General features: G+C 70.8%; 21 protein-coding genes. 8 read left to right on the top strand and 13 right to left on the bottom strand.

All coding sequences use genetic code 11. The annotated features are described in order from the left end of the window. Positions 1–48 precede the first annotated feature (48 nt). A complete protein-coding gene (locus AB0L21_RS34590; RefSeq protein WP_365700932.1) occupies positions 49–1,476 on the bottom strand; it encodes an MFS transporter in 1,428 nt (475 codons plus the stop codon). 222 nt (positions 1,477–1,698) lie between these two features. Here AB0L21_RS34590 and AB0L21_RS34585 point away from each other — a divergent pair, with 222 nt between their 5' ends. Beyond that, on the top strand, positions 1,699–2,034 hold the full coding sequence (locus AB0L21_RS34585) for a helix-turn-helix domain-containing protein (protein ID WP_365788223.1): 336 nt from the start codon (positions 1,699–1,701) through the stop codon (positions 2,032–2,034). Here the strand turns inward: AB0L21_RS34585 and AB0L21_RS34580 are convergent. The 4 genes from AB0L21_RS34580 to AB0L21_RS34565 all read right to left on the bottom strand — a co-directional run bounded on the left by AB0L21_RS34580 (position 2,009) and on the right by AB0L21_RS34565 (position 5,997). Next, positions 2,009–3,178 carry a Gfo/Idh/MocA family oxidoreductase gene (locus tag AB0L21_RS34580; protein ID WP_365788222.1) on the bottom strand — a complete coding sequence of 390 codons (1,170 nt, stop codon included), beginning with the start codon at positions 3,176–3,178 and terminating at the stop codon, positions 2,009–2,011. The two genes, AB0L21_RS34585 and AB0L21_RS34580, sit on opposite strands and share 26 nt — an antisense overlap. Positions 3,179–3,255: 77 nt before the next feature. After that, on the bottom strand, positions 3,256–4,377 hold the full coding sequence (locus AB0L21_RS34575) for an LLM class flavin-dependent oxidoreductase (RefSeq protein ID WP_365700925.1): 1,122 nt from the start codon (positions 4,375–4,377) through the stop codon (positions 3,256–3,258). Positions 4,378–4,407: 30 nt separating this feature from the next. Continuing rightward, positions 4,408–5,271 (bottom strand): alpha/beta fold hydrolase, encoded by an 864-nt coding sequence (locus AB0L21_RS34570; RefSeq protein ID WP_365788221.1) that lies wholly within the window; start codon positions 5,269–5,271, stop codon positions 4,408–4,410. Between the two features lie 81 nt (positions 5,272–5,352). After that, the gene (locus AB0L21_RS34565) at positions 5,353–5,997 is read right to left on the bottom strand and encodes a ScbR family autoregulator-binding transcription factor (RefSeq protein WP_365700921.1); all 645 of its coding nucleotides are present in this window, start codon (positions 5,995–5,997) and stop codon (positions 5,353–5,355) included. A gap of 196 nt (positions 5,998–6,193) precedes the next feature. Between AB0L21_RS34565 and AB0L21_RS34560 the strand changes: the two genes are divergently transcribed. The 6 genes from AB0L21_RS34560 (at position 6,194) to AB0L21_RS34535 (ending at position 11,402) form a co-directional block, all read left to right on the top strand. After that, on the top strand, positions 6,194–7,249 hold the full coding sequence (locus tag AB0L21_RS34560) for a ScbA/BarX family gamma-butyrolactone biosynthesis protein (RefSeq protein WP_365788220.1): 1,056 nt from the start codon (positions 6,194–6,196) through the stop codon (positions 7,247–7,249). Further along, positions 7,246–8,460, top strand: a complete 1,215-nt coding sequence (locus AB0L21_RS34555) for an oxidoreductase (RefSeq protein ID WP_365700917.1) — start codon at positions 7,246–7,248, stop codon at positions 8,458–8,460. Before AB0L21_RS34560 ends, AB0L21_RS34555 begins: the two co-directional genes overlap by 4 nt. Further along, complete coding sequence (locus AB0L21_RS34550; RefSeq protein WP_365788219.1) at positions 8,460–9,299, top strand: HAD family hydrolase; 840 nt, start codon at positions 8,460–8,462, stop codon at positions 9,297–9,299. The genes AB0L21_RS34555 and AB0L21_RS34550 overlap by 1 nt, the downstream gene beginning before the upstream one ends. A gap of 233 nt (positions 9,300–9,532) precedes the next feature. Then, on the top strand, positions 9,533–10,141 hold the full coding sequence (locus AB0L21_RS34545) for a TetR/AcrR family transcriptional regulator (RefSeq protein ID WP_365701059.1): 609 nt from the start codon (positions 9,533–9,535) through the stop codon (positions 10,139–10,141). 128 nt (positions 10,142–10,269) lie between these two features. Next, positions 10,270–10,671, top strand: a complete 402-nt coding sequence (locus AB0L21_RS34540; protein WP_365788218.1) for a DUF6153 family protein — start codon at positions 10,270–10,272, stop codon at positions 10,669–10,671. A 98-nt stretch (positions 10,672–10,769) separates the two neighbouring features. Continuing rightward, positions 10,770–11,402, top strand: coding sequence for a DUF305 domain-containing protein (locus AB0L21_RS34535; RefSeq protein WP_365700911.1), 633 nt, complete (start codon positions 10,770–10,772; stop codon positions 11,400–11,402). Positions 11,403–11,450: 48 nt separating this feature from the next. Here the strand turns inward: AB0L21_RS34535 and rocD are convergent, their stop codons facing one another. The 8 genes from rocD to AB0L21_RS34495 all read right to left on the bottom strand — a co-directional run bounded on the left by rocD (position 11,451) and on the right by AB0L21_RS34495 (position 18,894). After that, positions 11,451–12,668: an ornithine--oxo-acid transaminase gene (rocD, locus tag AB0L21_RS34530; RefSeq protein WP_365700909.1), complete on the bottom strand. Its 1,218-nt coding sequence runs from the start codon at positions 12,666–12,668 to the stop codon at positions 11,451–11,453. Continuing rightward, complete coding sequence (gene ddaH / locus AB0L21_RS34525; protein WP_365788217.1) at positions 12,668–13,477, bottom strand: dimethylargininase; 810 nt, start codon at positions 13,475–13,477, stop codon at positions 12,668–12,670. Before ddaH ends, rocD begins: the two co-directional genes overlap by 1 nt. A gap of 152 nt (positions 13,478–13,629) precedes the next feature. Beyond that, entirely contained in the window at positions 13,630–14,115 is a 486-nt protein-coding gene (locus AB0L21_RS34520; protein WP_208030937.1) for an Lrp/AsnC family transcriptional regulator, read from the bottom strand. A gap of 37 nt (positions 14,116–14,152) precedes the next feature. Further along, positions 14,153–14,320: a hypothetical protein gene (locus tag AB0L21_RS34515; protein WP_014671269.1), complete on the bottom strand. Its 168-nt coding sequence runs from the start codon at positions 14,318–14,320 to the stop codon at positions 14,153–14,155. Positions 14,321–14,588: 268 nt separating this feature from the next. Next, positions 14,589–15,539 (bottom strand): cytochrome c oxidase assembly protein, encoded by a 951-nt coding sequence (locus tag AB0L21_RS34510; RefSeq protein ID WP_365700904.1) that lies wholly within the window; start codon positions 15,537–15,539, stop codon positions 14,589–14,591. A gap of 105 nt (positions 15,540–15,644) precedes the next feature. Then, the gene (locus AB0L21_RS34505) at positions 15,645–16,670 is read right to left on the bottom strand and encodes a 6-phosphofructokinase (RefSeq protein WP_365700903.1); all 1,026 of its coding nucleotides are present in this window, start codon (positions 16,668–16,670) and stop codon (positions 15,645–15,647) included. A 227-nt stretch (positions 16,671–16,897) separates the two neighbouring features. Continuing rightward, positions 16,898–17,626, bottom strand: a complete 729-nt coding sequence (locus AB0L21_RS34500; RefSeq protein WP_365700900.1) for a glutamine amidotransferase — start codon at positions 17,624–17,626, stop codon at positions 16,898–16,900. Positions 17,627–17,655: 29 nt separating this feature from the next. After that, positions 17,656–18,894: a MurT ligase domain-containing protein gene (locus AB0L21_RS34495; protein ID WP_365788216.1), complete on the bottom strand. Its 1,239-nt coding sequence runs from the start codon at positions 18,892–18,894 to the stop codon at positions 17,656–17,658. Positions 18,895–19,046: 152 nt separating this feature from the next. Between AB0L21_RS34495 and def the strand changes: the two genes are divergently transcribed. Further along, a complete protein-coding gene (gene def, locus AB0L21_RS34490; protein WP_365700896.1) occupies positions 19,047–19,646 on the top strand; it encodes a peptide deformylase in 600 nt (199 codons plus the stop codon). Positions 19,647–19,653: the final 7 nt, after the last annotated feature.

Below are 19,653 nucleotides of genomic sequence, written 5' to 3'. Positions count from 1 at the left end.
AGGCCCCGACGCTGTCAGGGCCTCCTTGCGCGGGGTGCGGGTCCGCGGTCAGGCGGTCGCGGCAAGGGTGTCGCGGCGTTCGGACCGGACGATGAGCCGCCAGGCGCTGAGGCCGCCGAGGAGATAGGCGAGGCCGACGGCCAGGAAGGATGTCGCGGCTCCCTGGTCCCAGTCACTGGTCGAGTGCAGAACCACGCCCATGACCGCGATGCCGACGAGCGAGCCGATCTGCCGGTTGGCGTTGAGGACCGAGCCGGCCACGTTGGCGTTCTCCGGTCCGGCGGCGTCCACGAGGGCAGCGGTCATGCCGGGGGAGATGATCCCTGCCCCGATGTTGGCGACGCCCACCGCCACGGCCACGACCCAGTAAGGGGTGGACGCCGAGATGGTGACCATGGACAGGGAGGCGGCACCGGCAAGGAGCAGGAAGGTGGTCAGCAGAGTGCCGTTGGAGAACCTCGCGGAGATCCGCGCGTACACGATGTTCGCGACCGGGAAGAAGATCGTCATGGGCAGCAGTTCCAGCCCGGCCTGGAAGGGGGTGGCGCCCCGGGCGTGCTGGAAGTACAGACCGAGCATGAAGGTCGAGCCGAACAGCGCGAAGTTGAACAGGAAGCCGACGATGTTGGCTCCGGCGAATCCGGGGCCGCGGAACAGCTGCCAGGGCATGACCAGGTTGGCGGCACGGCGTTCGCGGAGCGTCAGCAGCGTGGCGGCGGCCACGGCACCCACGTACGCGATGAGCACGGGAGTCGCCGTCCAGCCCAGCTGCGGGCCTTCGATCAGGGCGAAGCTCACGGAGGCCAGCGCGATGATCCAGATCAGATGGCCCGGAACGGCGAGCCGGGTGGCGCGGCTTTCCGCGGCAGCGATGTAGCGATAGGTCATGACCATGCCGATGGCACCGATCGGCAGGTTGAGCAGGAAGATGGACTCCCAGCCGAAGGCGCTGACCATGAGCCCGCCGACGGTCGGCCCCAGGCCCGACGAGGTGGCGACGATCGCGGACCACAGCCCCAGCATGCGGGTGCGCTGCCGCTTCTCCGGGAAGGAGAAGACCAGCAGCGACAGGGAACTGGGCATGAAGAGCGCAGCGCCCGCGCCCTGTACCAGCCGGGCGGCGATCAGCGTCTCCGCCGTGGGAGCCAGGGCACAGGCCAGGGAGGCCAGGAAGAAGACGCCCATGCCCCACAGGTAGATGGTCTTCGCGCCGATCCGGTTGGCCAATCCGCCCGCGAGCATCAGCAGCGAGGCGAAAGTCAGTACGTAGCCGTCGACGATCCAGGTCAGCTGAGTCAGCGTGGTGCCCAGGCTCTCCTGGATGGTGGCTCCGGCGACGTTCACGACGGTGACGTCCAGGGTCGCCATGACGAATCCCGTGGCCAGAGCGGTGATCTTCACACCGCTGGGGACGTCCCGCCGGCCGCCCGCGGGGCCTGCGGCGGTCTGTGCCCCGCCTGTTCGGACAGTGGTCATGCTCTTCTTCTCCTGTGGGGGGGGTCGGATGACGGGCTGCGGTCCGCTGAGGAGTGGCCGGCAGATGGCGGCCAAGAGGGTGCTGCCGCCCAACTGCGCCTGAGACGCCGCGTGTTCTCCACTGAACCCCATATGACGATGGCTGTCAAACTTTGATGCTCATCAACCTATGATGGGTGTCGTAGCATGGCGGGAAGACACGCGACGAGGAGGCGGACAGCCGTGGCGGCACGGATCACCACAGAACGCATCACCGACCATCCCGATGCCGATGCCATCACTCTCCAGGGCGTCCTGGACGCGCTGGTCGATCCGGTGCGCCGCAGCATCGTCCGGCAGCTTGCCCAGGCACCCGAGGACATCGCCTGCGGCACCTTCGACATCACCGTGTCCCGCTCCACCGGCACCCACCACTTCAAGGTGCTGCGCCAGGCCGGGATCATCAGGCAGTACTACATCGGCACCTCGAAGATGAACGCGCTGCGCACCGACGACCTGGAGCAGGCCTTCCCCGGCCTGCTCACCGCGATCGTCAACGCTGCGGCCAAGGAGATCTGACCGGCCACCGCCCGTCCGCGCGGCGCTCCACCCGGCAGCCCGCCGCGGCGGACAGCCGCACGGCGTCCAGCAGCCGGTGCACCCCGAGTCCGTCGGCGAAACGGGGCACACGACTGCCGCCCGCGCGGATGTCCGCGGCCAGAGCCGCGTACTGCGCAGCCATGGTCTGCTGGGCGGCATCGAGACCGGCCGCCGGCCCCGCCGTGCCGCGGGAACCGGGAAGCGGCAGCTCCCGCAGGGCCGACCCCGTCCCCCGCGCTCCGAGCAGGGACAGTCCGCTGATCTGCAGCCCGCGGTCGCCCCCCGGCCCGGCGGACACGACGGCCAGCTCCCCTTTCGTGCCGGAGATCTCGATCCGCGTGCGTCCGCCGCTGTTCTTGGCGTCGTGGATGTGGGCGACCAGTACGGCGTCGCCTTCCAGCGTCGCGTGCAGCGCGACGTGATCCGGGCCGGTCGCCCCCACCTGCCGTGCGTCCTCGTCGAGTGTGATCCGCGGATGCTGAACGGACAGCGCGGCCGACACGCCGGTCACCTCCCTGCCGAGCAGGTACTGAACTGTGTCGAGCGTGTGCCCGCCGGCGACCTCGAGGGTCCCGGCGCCGTTCGTGGAATCGAGGGTGTAGGCGAAGGCGGCAGGCAACCGGGCCCCGGCCGCGACCCCCCGCGCGCTGTACACGGTGACGGAGGTGACCCGGCCGACGTAGCCCTGCACGATCAGTTCCCGGGCTCGGACGACCGCCGGGGCGTGCCGCGCCTGCAGACCGACGGCGTTCACCACGCCGGCCGCGTGAGCGGCTGCGGTGAGCTCGGTAGCCTCCTCAGTGGTCCGGGCGAGGGGCCATTCGCACAGGACGTGCTTGCCCGCTGCGAGCGCCGCTTTCACCAGCCGCGCATGGTCCGGCACCTTCACGACGATCGCGACCAGTTCCACGTCCGGATGTCCGGCCAGGCTGCGGGGGTCGGTGAAGGCGTGAGCCGCCCCGTACCGGCGAGCGGCCCGGTGCGCACTGTCCGCGTGACGGGTGCCGACCGCGGTGATCTCGTACTGCGGCAGGTGCCGCAGGACCGGAAGGTGTGCGGCGGCGGCCCAGCCCCGGTCAGGGGAGGCGCCGATGACGCCGATGCGTATCGGTTCGGTGGTCATGCGCTGTCGCTGTCGCTCCGAGGAGGGATGCCGTGCCCGGGGCGACCCTGCACGCCCGCGGGCACGGCGTGCAGGGTTCACGGGATGAGCTGCGGGAACAGGTCGCGGTTGTCCTGGTACCAGTGCACGGACTCGTACAGCCGCCGGGTGGAGCCGGTGAAACGCGGGGCGACGTAGCGGGCCAGCAGGTCGTAGCTCCGCTTGGTCTTCTCCCAGTCCGCCCAGTCCTGCGCGTAGACGAGCAGGGTCCCGAAGCCGCCGACCTCCTCACGGAGCCGCTCGATGCCGGCCACCACGTCGTCGACGGAGCCGACGATGACGCTGCCCGCTTCCGCGGCAGCCTCCAGAGCGTGCGCGCGCTTGACGCCGGGCACGCTGACATCGAGGCCGCGGATGTCGCCCCAGTAGCCGTATGCCCAGCGGTCGTAGCCCTCCCGGACGTCGGCGAGGGCTTGCTCGCGCGTTTCGGCCACGTACACCGGCAGGGTGATCCGCCAGTTCCTGCGGTCCACCGTGGTGCCGTGTTCGGCTGCCGCCTCCTCCGCATACGCCCACTGGGCCCGCATGTCGGGCCGGGGATGGCCCGGCCGCGGCGCGCCGAACGAGACGGTGCTGATCCCGTAGCGGCCGGCCAGCCGCATGCTGTTGCCGGACGCGACGCTGGCGGCGGCGATCTCCAGCCCCGACGCGCGGTACGGGGACAGCTGAAGCTTGGCATCCTTCAGCGTGAACCACGACGTCTTCTTCGTCACCCGCTCCTCGCCGTTGACCAGTGCGACGATCGCCTCCAGCGCCTCGCCGAACATGGCGCGCAGTTCACCCATCTCACGGCCGATCATGCGGGCGTCGGTCGGGATGCCGCCCGCGCCCACACCGAGCACGAACCGGCCACGGGTCAGATGGTCCAGGTGCACCGCGCGGCTCGCCACCATGAACGGGTGGTGGTAGGGCAGCGTCATGACGCCGGTGGCCAGGGTGATGCGGCGGGTCCGCTCGGCGGCCGCCGCAACCATCAGCTCGGGGTTGCCGATGGTGTTCCAGCCCATGGAGTGATGCTCGCCGACCCAGAATTCGCGGTAGTCGAGACGGTCGAGGAGCTCTATCAGTTCGAGATCGCGCTGGAACTGCAGCGTGGGGTCCTCGCCCAGCGGATGCATGGGGGAGAGGAAAGCACCGAATTCGAGCGTCTCGGGATACATGAACGTCCTCCAGTGTTGAGGGAAACGCTTTTACGAAGCGACGGTGGCAGGCATGGGCCACGCCGCGTCGGCAGCCCATTCCGATGGCTGTGCAAGCACGCTGCACAGCCGGTGAAAGAACGCGTCCTTCGATTCCGGGGTTTCGCGCGTGAAGAAATGTCCGCCGGGAATCCGGTGTACGCGGCAGCCTGCGCGGGTGTGGTACCGCCACGCGGCGGCCTCGGCGTCCGTCACCAGCGGGTCGCTGGTCCCGGTGAACACGTCCACCGGACACCGCAGCGGGTCACTTACCCGCTGCGGGGAGCCGTGACCGGTGCGCTCCGGACCGCTCGGTGCCGCCGGAGCGGCGCTGTCGCAGAGGCCGAGGTGCAGGCGCAGCCGTGCCGCGGCCGCTGCCGCCAGGCCGGGGGCTCGGTGCAGCAGGAGGGAGTGGCGCGCGGGCTGCGGCGGCAGCAGCGCGAGCAAATCCTCGTCAGGCAGGTGCGCGCAGCCGGCGAGCCGGTGCGGCAGATGGGGTGCCGGGTAGGCGCCGATGAGCAGCCGCTCCGGCAGGGACCGGCCGCGGGACTGCCGCAGGCGGGTGAGGTGGTATGCCACGAGGGCGCCCATGCTGTGTCCGTAGAAGACGAAGGGCCGCCGCAGCAGAGGACCGATGTCGTGGTCGATGGCCGCCACCACGGGGGCCATCGACATTTCGTTCCCGCCTGATCCCTCCGGCGAGACGTCCTCGGGCCGGGGCAGCCGGACGGGAATCACCTCCGCCCGCGCTCCGAGTCTCTTCTGCCATCCGAGGAATGCCGTTTCCTGGCCGCCTGCATGATGAAAACAGAACAGACGCAACGCTGCGGCCGGGGCTTCCGCCCGCGCGCTGGTTGTCGCGGTGTCCGCAATCATGCAGAGAACGTAATCGGCAACGGAGCACAGGGAGAAGAGTGAGATTCTCCTATCAGCGGCACCACCAGTTTTCCCGAACGCTCAGGCGCGGAGCGCGAAGAACATCAGCTCCCGCAGCTCCTCCCACCGTTCCATGATGTCCGCTCGCTGGTGCAGATTGTCGGAGATGTGCTGCATCCCGAAGAAGGCGGCCACCAGCGAGCGGGCCGCCGCTGCGGGGTCGACGCCCGCCCGCAACTGGCCGGTTTCACGGGCCTCCTGCAGCAGAACGGCCAGCAGGTGGGTCCAGTCCACATAGGGCAGCGGCAGTTCCGCGTCGATGAAGGCGCGCTCACTCTGGAGCCGGGCACCGGCCTGCATCACGGGGTCGTCACGGAAGGACTGCGCCGCGCGACGGAGCATCTCCTCGACCGTCTCCAACGGCGTGAAGCCCTGGGCGCGGATCTCTTCCATCGTCGCGGGCCAGCGCGTGTAGTGCTCCTCCACCACGGCGATGGCCAGCGACTCCTTGCTGGGGAAGTGGAAGTACACCGCGCCCTTGGTCATGCCGACACGCTCGGCGATGTCCTTGACGGAGGCTCCCCGGTAGCCGCGCGCCGCGAAGATCTCCGACGCCGCCTCCAGGATCTGGGCCCGGGTTCTGATCGACCGCTCCTGCTGCGGGTGAGGTCCGCGCGGCACGTTGGGCTGGGCCGTGAAAGCCGTGGGCTGTTGGACGCTCGTCATGGCTGCCTTCCTTCGTGGGTGCTCGCCCTGCGGGCGCCATGCTGCTTCGGCTGGAGCCGGGCACGAAACCCGTTGCAGAATACCTTCCCGCAGGTATATTTCTTCTGGTGATCACCTTACCGATCCCGGCTTCCTTGCAGCGCGGCAAGCCAGCCGGTGGTCCCGTATGAGGACACACCAGGAGACGTAGAGCCCCATGAACCACACCGACCGCCCGTCACCGTCCGCTCCCCACGCCCCCTTATTCGGCGGCTGTCCCTCGCTCTCCTTCGCCCGTCCCCTGCCGCCGGCCGACGTGCACAAGGCCGCCGCGGCGGAAGTGCTGCTCACCGACGCACGGCCACTGGGCGAGAACCGGTTCGCCGTGGCCGCCCTGTGGCCCCGGGACGCCTTCCTCACTCACCGCGCGACATCGAGCCCGTGCGACCCCCTCCTCGCCGCGGAGACCGTACGACAGTCGGCGATCCACCTCTGCCACACCTTCTACGACGTGCCGAAGGGCCACCACTTCGTACTGTCCGGCCTCGACTTCGATCTCGACCTCCCCGCCTGGGGCCCCGGTCCGCTGCCTGTCGTCCTGGACGTCACGAGTACGAGGACCACCACCAACCCGCGCCGGCTGGCCATGGCGTTGAGCGCCGACGTGTACGTGGCCGGAGTGCAGCGCGGCCGCTGCGGTATTCACTTCGAGGTCCTTGCCCCCCGGCGGTACGCCGTGATCCGCGACCGCACCAGGCTCGCAGAGCGCTCCGCACCGCAGGTGCCCGCCGGCGCAGCGACTGCCCTGCCTCCCGAGGCCGTCGGCTTCCGCGACGACCTGCACGTCCTGCTCGCCACCGCTCCCGGTCTTCCCGACCACACCTGGCAGCTGCGGCTGCGAAGGGACCATCCGGTGCTCTTCGACCACGAATCGGACCACATATCAGGCATGGCACTGCTGGAGGCCTGCCGTCAGGCCGCCACGGCCCTCACCCCACGCGCGCCCGGATCCTCCGGCCCACGACTGTGGACCCTCATGGCCGCCACGGCTTCCTACCAGGCATTCGGCGAACTCGACTCCCCTGTCACCGTCACCGCCCTCCCTGCCACCAGCGGACATACCCCGGCCTGCGGCACGCGCACGCTGCACCTCACCGCCCGGCAAGGCAGCCGGACGCTGACCACCGCGACCGTCACCACGACGACAGCCGGGACGATCAGACCCGGATGCGCGGTCCCGCACCGCGGCGACCGGGCGAAGGTGGCCTCATGACCGCGTCACCGGGTGCATTCTCCCCGGACGCGGTGGCACGCGCCGCGGCCCTCGCGGACCGGGACCGTCATGCCCAGGAGACGCGCCGGCGGCTCACGGATGACGTGGTCCAGGCGGTCACCGACGCGGGATTTCCACGCCACTTCGTCCCCCGGCGCTTCGGTGGCCGCGCCGGCACGTTCGGCGAACTGCTCACTGCGGCGACCATGCTCGCCCGGACCTGCGCCGCCACCGCCTGGTGCGCCACGCTGTACGCCGCCCACGGACGGCTGGCCTCGTATCTCCCCGAGCAGGGACAGCGCGAACTGTGGCACTCCTCGCCCGACGCCCGTATCGCCGCGGCCATCGTGCCCCCGTCGGGTGAGGCGAACGCCGAACCGGACGGCTGGCGGCTGACCGGCCGCTGGGGGTTCGCCAGCGGCGTCGACCACGCCGACTGGGTGCTTCTGGGGAGCCGGACACCAGGCCGCAACGATCCCGAGCGGCACCGCCTGTTCGCCGTCCCCAGGCACGAGGTGACAGTCACCGACACCTGGCACACCCTCGGCATGCGCGGCACAGGCAGCAACACCGTCGAGGCGCAGGGGGTGCTGGTCCCCGCCCACCGCACCTGCACACTGGCGGACCTCCTGCGCCCCCGGCCCGGCTCGGCCCGCTGCCACACGGTGCCCTATGCCATGGTGGGCGCGCTGATGTTCGCCCTTCCCGTCCTCGGAGCGGCCCAGGGAGCCCTCGACGCCTGGACACACGCCGCCGCCGGCCGGCAGCGCACCACACCGCCCTCGGCCTCCCACGCCCTCACCGTGACCAGAGCAGCAGCACACATACGCGCCGCGGGCCTGCTCCTGGGAGAAGCGGCGGACCGGGCCGACCGCGCACCGGTGACACCGCTCCTCGTCGCCGAGGGACAGCGGGACGCCGCCGTGGCCGTGGAGCTGTGCTCCGAAGCCGTCGACCAGCTACTGCGCGCATCGAGAACACGCGGCCAGGCAGAGGGCGACCCGGTGCAGCGCCACTGGCGGGACATCACCACGGCTGCCGCACACGCGACGCTGAGCGTCGACGCGGCGGCCAACGCGTACACGCCGACCCTGTTCGGCAGCGCGGACGCGGCGACCGGCGCCGGCCCGGCCGCCGAGCCACGCGGGTCGGCCGGCTCACCCGGCGGAACAGCCGCGACCGCACCAGGCACGGAAAGGCGTACGGCCTGATGTCCGCACCGCCGCACGAACGCCGCGCAGCCGCGAGCCGGTCGGCCGGCATCCGACGCATCGCGTTCTTCGACGTCGACGAGACGCTGATCACCGTGAAGAGCATGCTCGATTTCGCACAGCAGGCGCCCCACAGCCTGGGGGAGGACAAGACCGCGCAGCCGCACGAAGGACTCCACCGCGGTGGAACCGACCTGGCCGCGCTGCGGCGCCGCGGGGCGAGCCGAGCCGAAATGAACCGCGTGTACTACCGGCGCTACGCCGGCGTCGCCCTGGCCCGGCTTCAGAAGGCCGGCCGCGACTGGTACCACGCCTACCGCACGCGGCCGGACGGCTACATCACTGCCGGCTTGGCGGCACTCGCCCGGCACCGCCGGGCCGGTCACACGATCGTTCTGGTGTCGGGCTCGGCCCGGCCACTGCTCACGCCCCTGGCGGAGGATCTCGGTGCGGACCGGATCCTGTGCACCGAACAACTCGCCGACGCCCAGGGCATTCTCACCGGCGAGGTGGCCCGCCCGATGATCGGCGAAGCCAAGGCCGAGGCCGTGACCGAAGTGATGGCGCAGCTGAGGGTGCCGACCACGGATTGCTTCGCCTACGCAGACCACGCAAGCGACCTCGACATGCTGCGAGCCGTGGGAAATCCGGTCGTGGTCGGCCCGGATCCGGTGCTGGCACGCTACGCGCGGGCGTCCGACTGGCCGGTGCTGCCCGCCGACGCAGGCCCCCGCAGCGCACGCACCCAGCACCACGACGCGCACGGTCACGACGGCCCGGAGATCATTGCGCTCACTTCCGGCCAACCTACCGCCCCCCGAGATCAGGCACGTCAGTGACGCCTCGACACCGCTGTCGTCCACCGCCACCCGAGGTGGGTCCCCGATATGAGCGGAAGCCGGCGCCTGCGGCCCCACGGCGAAAACCCGCCGCGCGGCGGACACACCGCCCCCGATTTCCTCCCATGGCCGGGGACTTCCTCCCCGTACGCCGACCTCCCGAACTAACATACCTTCCCGAGGGTATGTTTTTCGGAGCGTTGGCTCACGACCTTGAGAGGACTCAGGCGTTGGTGAAGCAGGCAAGGGCGATGCGCACCCGGGATCAAGTGCTGGACGCGGCGGCTGAAGAGTTCGCCCTGAACGGCTACGCGGGCACCAATCTCGCGACGGTCGCCGTACGCACAGGTATGACGAAGGGCGCTCTGTACGGGCACTTCCCTTCCAAAAAGGCGCTCGCCGACGCACTGGTGAGCCAGTCGGCGGAGACGTGGAGCAGCATTGGCCGCTCCATCGCCGTCTCATGCGCGCCCGAAACCACCCTGCGCGCCCTCGTACTGGCCGTCAACCGTCAAATGAAGCACGACATCCGCTTCCGGGCGGCGCTGAGACTGGCGGCCGACTGCACCCTGCCCGTTGGCGGGGCGCCGGATCTCCTCGACCGCATCCGCCGCGAGATGGCCGCCGCCACCCGGCACGCCCAGCAGCAGCACACCCCCCACTCACCCTTGGTCACTCAGCCACCGGACGTAGTGGTCCACCTGCTCCTGACCGTCGCCTATGGACTGTCGTTCGTGGCAGAGCGCGGGGCGCCGGGACGCTCACCCGCCACGAGCGACAGAGTGTGGAAACTCCTGCTCACCGCATTGCAGTTGAAGGACGCATCAACTTGTCACCACTGACCGGACATGGGGCGACGGCGCCACGAGTGCCCGACACCGAGCTGCTGCTGATCCGGTGCGGGGACATCGGCCGCAGCCCGGCGTGCCCCCGCACTCCGGCCGCGTCCGGCCCTCGTACGATGTCCCCCATGACCGGCACCCGAGCACACGCCCCGCGACCGCCCCAGCGGCGGCACCGCGCGCTGCTCGTGCTCGCCCTGCTGGCCGGACTGCTCGGGATGCACGCGCTGGCGCCCGGCGGGGGCATGGCACACGCCGGACACGCCCGGGCCGCGCACGGCGCGGTCGCCGTCAGCGCGCCGGACGACTGCCCGGACCCCGCCGGTCACTGCGGCGGCCACCGGCTGCACCACGCCGACCCCAGCTGTGCCTCCGGCGCGCTGGACGGCGGCCCCCGGCTGCCCGTGCCGGCCCCCGGCCCGGTGGCCGTCGTCGCACCGGCACCCTGCCCGCGCCCCGGTCCGGCCACCGCGCCGGACGGCGCCCGCGCCCCGCCCGATCTGGCCGAACTCCAACTGCTGCGGATCTAGAGGCCGCCCCCGGCCGCCGCCCTGCCCCGGCGCAGGTGCCGCGGTCGTGCTCACGCGTCCCCGAAATCCCTTCAGAACAGACAGCAGGAGTTCACCGCATGACCATCCGTACCTTGACGCGCCGTGCCGCCCTCGCCATGGTCGCCGTGACGGGAGCCCTCGTCCTGGCCGCCTGCGGCGGCGACAGCGACAGCGCCGGCGGCCACACCGGCCACGGCTCCTCCGCCGCGGCGAGCGGGTCCGCCACCCCGAGCGCGTCGGCCACCGCGCACAACGCCCAGGACGTCGCCTTCGCGCAGGGCATGATCCCGCACCACCAGCAGGCCCTTCAGATGGCGAAGCTCGCCGACGGCCGGGCCTCCTCCGCGCAGGTGAAGGACCTCGCCTCGCGCATCGAGAAGGCGCAGGACCCGGAGATCCGCACCATGACCGGCTGGCTGACGTCCTGGGGCGAGCAGGTCCCCATGGCCGGCATGGACCACTCCGCCCACTCCGCGATGTCCGGGATGATGAGCGAGGCCGACATGACGGAACTGAAGAAGGCCACCGGCAAGGACTTCGACACCAAGTTTCTGTCGATGATGGTCGACCACCATGAGGGCGCCGTCCAGATGGCCGCCACCGAGAAGGAGAAGGGCCAGTACGGCCCCGCCAAGGCCATGGCGGACGCCATCGTCACCGCGCAGAACGCCGAGATCAAGGAGATGAAGCGGCTTCTCGGCACGGACTGACGGCACGGCGGGCGGGGACCGGCGCCGTCACCGGCCCCCGCCCGTCCCTCAGGCCAGCACCTTCTCCAGGGCCGCCAGCGCCGACCGCAGCTCCTCCGCCGTGATCGTCAGCGGCGGCGCGAGCCGGATCGTGGACCCGTGGGTGTCCTTGACCAGGATTCCCTCGCGCATCAGGCGCTCGCTGATCTCGCGGCCGGTGCCGAGCGCGGGGTCGACGTCCACGCCGGCCCACAGCCCGCGCGCCCGGAACCCGGTCACCCCCTTGCCGGTCAGCTCGGTCAGCCCGTCGCGCAGGATCACGCCCAGCTCGGCCGCCCGCCGCTGGAACTCACCGGTCTCCAGCAGCTCGACCACGGCCGTGCCGACCGCCGCCGCGAGCGGATTGCCGCCGAACGTCGAGCCGTGCTCACCCGGGTGCAGCACCCCCAGCACCTCGCGCCGGGCCACCACCGCAGACACCGGCACGATGCCGCCGCCGAGCGCCTTGCCGAGCAGCAGCACGTCCGGGACGACGTCCTCGTGCTCCACGGCGAGGGTACGGCCCGTGCGGCCGAGGCCCGACTGGATCTCGTCCGCGAGGAACAGACAGCCCTTGCGGCGGGTCAGCTCGCGCACCCCGGCGAGATAGCCGTCGTCCGGGATGATCACCCCGGCCTCGCCCTGGATCGGCTCGATCAGCACCGCCGCCGTGGTGTCGTCGACCGCCGCCTCCAGCGCGGCCAGGTCATTGTACGGCACGACCTTGAAGCCGGGCGTGAACGGACCGAAGCCGGCCCGGGCCGTCTCGTCCGTGGAGAAGCTGACGATGGTCGTCGTACGGCCGTGGAAGTTCTCCGCCGCGACCACGATCGTCGCCCTCCCGGCCGGGACGCCCTTCACGTCGTACGCCCACTTGCGGGCCACCTTGATGCCGCTCTCCACCGCCTCCGCGCCGGTGTTCATCGGCAGCACCATGTCCAGGCCGGTCAGCTCGGCGAGCCGCTCGGCGAACTCGGCCAGCCGGTCGTTGTGGAAGGCGCGGGAGGTGAGGGTGAGCCGGTCGAGCTGGCGGTGGGCCGCCTCGATGAGCGCCGGGTGCCGGTGGCCGAAGTTGAGGGCCGAGTAGCCGGCCAGCATGTCGAGGTAGCGGTTGCCCTCGACGTCCTCCACCCAGGTGCCCTCGGCACGGGCCACCACCACGGGCAGCGGATGGTAGTTGTGCGCGAGAACCGGCTCCTCCGCGCGGATCAGGTCGTCGGACGTACGGGTGCGCGCGGGTGCGGTCATCAGCGGATCTCCTGGGTGCAGCATTTGATGCCGCCGCCGGCCTTGTGGAACTCGGACAGGTCGACGGGGACGGGGACATAGCCGTGGCCGGCCAGGCGTCCGGCGAGCGCCTCCGCCCGGGGCGCGATGAAGACGTTCCGGCCGTCCGAGACGGAGTTCAGGCCGAACGCCATCGCGTCCTCGCGGGTGGCGAGCACAGCGTCCGGGTACAGCCGCTTGAGGACCTCCCGGCTGCCCGGCGAGAAGGCCTCCGGGTAGTAGCAGATGTTGTCGTCGTCGAGGACGAACAGCGCCGTGTCCAGGTGGTAGAAGTACGGGTCCACCAGGGTCAGGCCGATCACCGGGTGGCCGAGGAACTCCTGCGCCTCCCGGTGCGCCTCACGAGTCGTGCGGAACCCGGTGCCGGCGAGCACGTACCGGCCCGTCCACACCAGGTCGCCCTCGCCCTCGGTCACGGACTCGGGCCGGTGGACGTCGAAGCCGGCCGCCTTGAACCAGGTGTCGTAGTGCACCGACTCCGGCCGGCGCTCCGGAGCGTGGAACAGGGAGCCGAAGACCCGGCCGCCGACGACGAACGCCGCGTTGGCGGCGAACACCATGTCCGGCAGGCCGGGGACCGGCTCGACGGTGTCCACGGTGTGGCCGTGGGCCCGGTAGGCGCGGATCAGCGCCTGCCACTGTTCCTGGGCCAGGTCCACGTCGACGGGTTTGTCGGGATGCATCCACGGATTGATGGCGTACTGGACGGCGAAGTGTCTGGGTTCACAGACGAGGAAGCGCCGGGAACGCGGCACACGGCTGTCGGACACAGAGGGTTTCCTCCGTTTTCCTGTGTGTCACTGAGGGGTGACACCACGGTAGGAAGGCGGAAGACGGGCGACAAGCGAGGAAAGCTGCGCGGTTGCGCAGCATCGCTGCGTTGTTGCCGGAGGTCACGCACGACTCCTGCGCGCTGGTCCGGTCACTCGGGGGCCGCGTGGGTGGCGCCCGCTTCCGGGCTTTCCGGGAGCAGATGGGACAGGACCATCACGCTGATCGTCTTCCGGATGAACGGCTCGGCGCGGATCCGCTCCAGCACCTCCTCGAAGTGCTCCACGTCCCGGGCGCGCACATGCAGCAGCGCGTCGGCGCCGCCGGTCACCGTCATGGCCGCCGCGATCTCCGGATGGTTGCGGACGACCTCCGCCAGCCGCCGGGGCGGGGCCGCGCCCTCGCAGTACACCTCGACGTACGCCTCCGTGCGCCAGCCCAGCGCGGAGGGCTTGACCGTGGCCGTGAACCCGGTGATCACCCCGGTCTCCCGCAGCCGGTCCACCCGCCGCTTGACCGCGGTGGCGGACAGCCCGATCGCGGCTCCGATCTCGGCGAAGCTGGTCCGCGCGTTCGCCATGAGAGCGGTGATGATCTGGCGGTCCAGCTCGTCGAACGAGGGCGTCCTGCTGTTCATGCGGGCACTGTAGCCAGCCCCGCCCGCCCCGCGCGGCTCACGACTGGGTGACCACCAGGGCGAGCGTCAGCAGCCCCAGCACCACCCATCCGAACCACAGCCAGCCGTTGCTGCCGAGCGCGACCGTGTAGGCGGTCACGACGACCAGCCCGCCGACCGTGAGCGCCCCCATCGTCTTGGTGGAACCGTTCGTGGAACCGGGCATCGCGACACCCTCCTCATGGGTCCGTCCACGACCATGGTGCCCTGGTTCGGGCCCGGACGGGACAGGTGCGGCCGGCTCGCGCGCGGCGCGGCTAGGTCCTGTCGTCAAACTCCCGTCGTCTGCCCGGAGGGCGGGCCGCGCGGCGTCAGGTGCGTGCTCTCGGCGTGCCGGGCCCCGGCCCTCGTACTGGATGTACTTGGGTCGGGGCCCGGTGCGGCGAGAGTGCGTGCATGGCGTCGCGCGGCAGACGGGAGTTTGACGACAGGGCCTAGCCCTCGCGCGCGTTGAGCGAGGCCAGATAGGCGTTGTACGCCTCCAGCTCCTTGTCGCCGTCCCGGTCGGCGGCCCGGTCCTTGCGCTTGGCCTGCCGCTGCTCGGAGCGGTACCACTGGAACAGCAGCGCGATCAGCACCAGCACCGACGGGATCTCGCTGAACGCCCAGGCGATGCCGCCCGCCGCGCTCTGGTCGGACAGCGCGTCGATGCCCAGCGAGGCCGGCGGGTGCTCGAAGGTCTCCACCATCGGCGTCGACGCCATCATCAGTGCGATACCGAAGAACGCGTGGAACGGCATGCCCGCGAACAGCTCCAGCATCCGCATCAGATGGCCCGGCCGGTGCGGACCCGGGTCGACACCGATGATCGGCCAGAAGAACACGACACCGACCGCGAGGAAGTGCACCATCATCGCGATGTGCCCGGTCCTCGAACCCATCAGGAAGTCGAACAGCGGGGTGAAGTACAGGGCGTACAGGCTCGCGATGAACAGCGGGATGGTGAACGCCGGGTGGGTGATGATCCGCATGTACCGGCTGTGCAGCAGCATCAGCAGCAGCTCACGCGGACCCTTGCGGCCCTTTCCGGCGGGCGGCAGCCCGCGCAGCGCCAGGGTGACCGGGGCCCCGAGCAGGATCAGGATCGGCGACAGCATGCTGATCACCATGTGCTGCACCATGTGCACGCTGAACATGACCATGCCATAGTCGTTCAGCCTGGTGCACATCACCAGCGCGATGGTGAGCACGCCGACGACGTACGAGACGGTACGGCTCACCGGCCAGGCGTCCCCGCGCCGCCGCAGCCGCACGACACCCCAGCCGTACAGGGCCAGACCGGCCAGGCACGCGATGAGGAAGAAGGGGTCCGCCGACCATTCGAGCCCTCGCCCCAGCGTGAACGGCGGCAGATCCATCATCATGCCGTGCCCGCTGTGATCCATCCGGCGGCTCCTGTTTCGTGGGGGTTGTGCGAGTTGTCCGCCCCCAAGAGTAGAACCGCCCCCGGTCACGGCTGTGACCCGGGGGCTGATTTGTTCACGGCTGGACTACAGCACGCACTCCGCCTCGTCGTACCGCCCGGCGGGCACCGTCTTCAGCGTCTCCACCGCCTCCGCCAGCGACACCATGACGATGTCGGTCCCGCGCAGCGCCGTCATCTTGCCGAACTCACCCCGGTGCACGGCCTCCACCGCGTGCCAGCCGAAGCGGGTCGCCAGCACCCGGTCGTACGGCGTCGGCGTGCCACCCCGCTGCACATGCCCGAGGATCACCGGCCGGGCCTCCTTGCCGAGCCGCTGCTCCAGCTCGACCGACAGCTGCCGCGCGATGCCCGCGAAGCGCTCGTGGCCGTAGATGTCCTTGCCGCCCTCGTCGAACTCCATGGAGCCGGGCCTCGGCTTGGCCCCCTCCGCGGCGACCACGATGGCGAACCGCTTGCCCGCCTCGAACCGCTCGCCGACCTTCTTCGTCAACTCGTCGATGTCGAAGGGCCGCTCGGGCACGACCACGGCGTGGGCGCCGGCCGCCATACCGGAGTGCAGCGCGATCCAGCCGGTGTGCCGGCCCATGACCTCCACGATCAGCACGCGCTGGTGGGACTCGGCGGTGGTCTTCAACCGGTCCAGGGCCTCGGTCGCCACGGTCACCGCCGTGTCGAAGCCGAAGGTGACATCGGTGACGGCGATGTCGTTGTCGATGGTCTTGGGCACGCCCACGATCGGCAGCCCGCTGTCCGACAGCAGCCGGGCCGCCTTCAGCGTGCCCTCACCGCCGATCGGGATGATCGCGTCCAGGCCGAGGTCCGCGACATGGCCCTTGGCCCGCTCCACGCCGTCCCGCAGATGCTCCGGGCGGACCCGGGAGGACCCGAGGATGGTGCCGCCGCGCGCGAGGATGCCGCCCACGGCGTCCAGGTCGAGCTTCAGATAGTCGCATTCCAGGAGGCCCTTCCAGCCGTCCCGGAAACCGATGACCTCGTCGCCGTGGTCGGCGACGGCACGGTGCACGACGGACCGGATGACGGCGTTCAGGCCGGGGCAGTCGCCGCCGGACGTGAGGACACCAATGCGCATAGCCCGAAATACCTTCTCAACGTGGGCCGGGTAACCGGACCACGGTGTCCGGCGGATTCCCGGTCACCCTACCGGCGTGAGGGGGTGGCTCCGTAGCGGGCGTCCGCCTGCTGGACGCGCCCGCACATGTGAGCGGACGGACCGTCAGGCGGGCCCGCCACGAGCCTGCCGGACCACACTGACATCCGGCTGAAGAACGGATTACACAGGCTGCCGCGCAGCTGTTTTCACGCAGGCTGCTGCGCAGCCGCGATGCGCTCGTTGCGGAGCGCCTCGTACCAGCGGTCGTCGATCGGCGGCAGCGCGTTGACGTCGAGCGCCAGCTTCAGCAGCAGGTCGGCGATCTGCGGGTTGCGGGCGAGGACCGGCCCGTGCATGTACGTACCGAACACGGTCCCGTTGTACGCGCCCTCCGTCCCGTCCCCGGTGCCGTTGCCCTTGCCGATCTGCACCCGTGCCAAGGGGCGGGCCGTGGGGCCCAGGTGGGTGACGCCCTGGTGGTTCTCGAAGCCGGTCAGCGGGGGGAGACCCAGCTGCGGGTCGATGTCGGCCAGCACGTCACCGACGCACCGCTCGCCCTCGCCGCGCACCGAGACCACGTCGAGCAGGCCGAGGCCCGGCTCCCGCTGGCCGAGGTCGTTGATGAACTCGTGACCGAGGATCTGGTAGCCGGCGCACACCGAGAAGACGATGGCGCCGTTCTCCACCGCCCGGTGCAGATGCCCGTCCCGGCGCAGCCGCTCGGCCGCGAGCCGCTGCGGACGGTCCTCGCCGCCGCCGATGAGGTAGATGTCACCGGAGGTCGGGATCGGCTGGTCGCTGCGCACGTCCAGCCGGGCCACGTCCAGGCCACGCTGCCGGGCCCGGCGCTCCACGACCAGCGCGTTGCCCTGGTCGCCGTAGGTGCTCAGCAGGTCCGGGTAGATCCACACCAGCCGCAGTTGGTTGTCGCTCATGAGGTGATCGCCCTTCGAGGATCAGAAGATCAGTTGCCGACGCGGCGGCGCAGGTCCTGGAACGCGGTGTAGTTCGCGATGACCTCGATCCGGCCCGGCGGGCACATCTGCACGGCCTGGTCGAGGTTGTCGCAGACCTGGAAGTGCTGGTTGGCGACCTCCAGACGGACGGCGAGGTCCAGCTTCCGGTCGCCGATGACGAAGATCGGGTGGCCGGTCAGCCGGGTGTAGTCGACGTCCCACAGCCAGGAGGTGTCGGTGCCGTCGGCCCCGCGGGCGTTGACGGACAGGATCACCGGCGCGGGCGGCGGGTCGATCAGGGAGAACGTCTCCAGCCAGCCGGCCGGGTTCTTGGCCAGCAGCAGTCTGAGGTCGCGGTTCTGGAACTGGACGACGTCGTACCGGCCGGCCACCGCCTGCACCTGGTACATCCGCTCCAGGGCGACCTGCGGCGGCACCCCGAAGACGGCGGCGACAGCCGCGGAGGAGGCCGCGTTCGCCTTGTTGGCACGGCCCGGCAGCTGAAGGTGGATCGGCCAGGCGGACCCGTGCGGATCCAGCACATGGTCCCCGGACAGCGCCCAGGTCGGCGTCGGCCGCCGGAAGCCGCACTCACCGCAGAACCAGTCGTCGCCGGGGCGCTGCATCACGCCACCGCACGACGGGCAGGACCAGGCGTCGTCCTTCCACATCTGCCCGGCAGCGACCCAGATCACATTCGGGGACGAGGACGCGGCCCACACCACCAGCGGGTCGTCGCAGTTGGCGACGATGACGGCCTTGGAGCCGGCCAGGCCCTCCCGCCAGTTCTCGGCGAGCATCCGGGTCTCGGCGGCGCGGTCGAGCTGGTCGCGGGAGAGGTTCAGCAGGGCGATGCACTTCGGGCCGGTGTCCCGGGCCACACCGGCCAGGTACTTCTCGTCGACCTCGATGACACCGAACTTGGCGTCCGAGCCGCCCGCCAGCGCGGAGGTGATGCCGGCCGGCATGTTGGCGCCGAGCGCGTTCGACACGACCGGGCCGGCGGCGCGCAGCGCCTCCGCGATGAGCCGGGTGGTCGTGGTCTTGCCGTTGGTGGCGGACACCAGGACGACGTCCAGGTTCTGGGCGAGCCGCCCGAGCAGATCGGGGTCGAGTTTCAGCGCGACCCGGCCACCGATCACCGACCCGCTGCCGCGCCCCGCGGCGCGCGATGCCGCAGCGACCGCCTTGCCCGCGGTCACGGCCAGCTTGGCCCGCGGCGAGAGCGGGTCCGAGTTGCCTGCCATCAGTTCTCGATCCTCCTTGCGTACGCGCCGCGCCTGGGGCCATCCGGCAACGTGGTGTGAACCTCAGCCTATCGAGATCCATTCCCACACCCGAATCCCGGCCCAGGCCTTGAGCGGCGGGCATGAGCTGAACGAACCGTACCCTTGCCGCCATGCGACACAGTTCCATTCCGGGCGCCCACGGGCGCGTCCGGCCCCTCACCCTGCTCGGCGACGCGGTACTGCGCGAGCCCTGCCGGGACGTCACCGACTTCGGCCCCGGCCTCGCGGCCCTCGTGGAGGACTTGTTCGCCACGATGTACGCGGCGCAGGGGGTGGGCCTGGCCGCGAATCAGATCGGGGTCGGTCTGCGGGTGTTCGTGTACGACTGTCCGGATGACGAGGACGTGCGTCACCTGGGGCATGTGGTGAACCCCCGGCTGGTGGAGGCGGACGGTGTGGTGATCCGCGGTCCCGAGGGCTGTCTGTCCCTGCCGGGCCTGGAGGCGGGAACCGAGCGCTACGACCACGCGGTCGTCGAGGGCTTCACGCTGACCGGCGACCCGGTCACCCTCCACGGCACCGGCTTCTTTGCCAGATGCTTGCAACACGAGTGCGACCACCTGGAGGGCACGGTGTACGCCGACCGCTTGGTGGGATGGCGCCGCCGGAAGCTGATGCGACAGGTCTCCCGAGCCTCATGGCACCGGGCGAGTGGTCCGACTCAGGGGCGCGGGGAACCGCGCGACCAGCCCCCACCGGCCCGCGGCTGACGAGCGA

The organism is Streptomyces sp. NPDC052721 (genome assembly GCF_040678315.1).
In the GTDB taxonomy this organism is placed as follows: domain Bacteria; phylum Actinomycetota; class Actinomycetes; order Streptomycetales; family Streptomycetaceae; genus Streptomyces.
The sequence above is the reverse complement of the archived record's forward strand: the minus strand, read 5'-3'. Positions and strand labels throughout refer to the sequence as shown.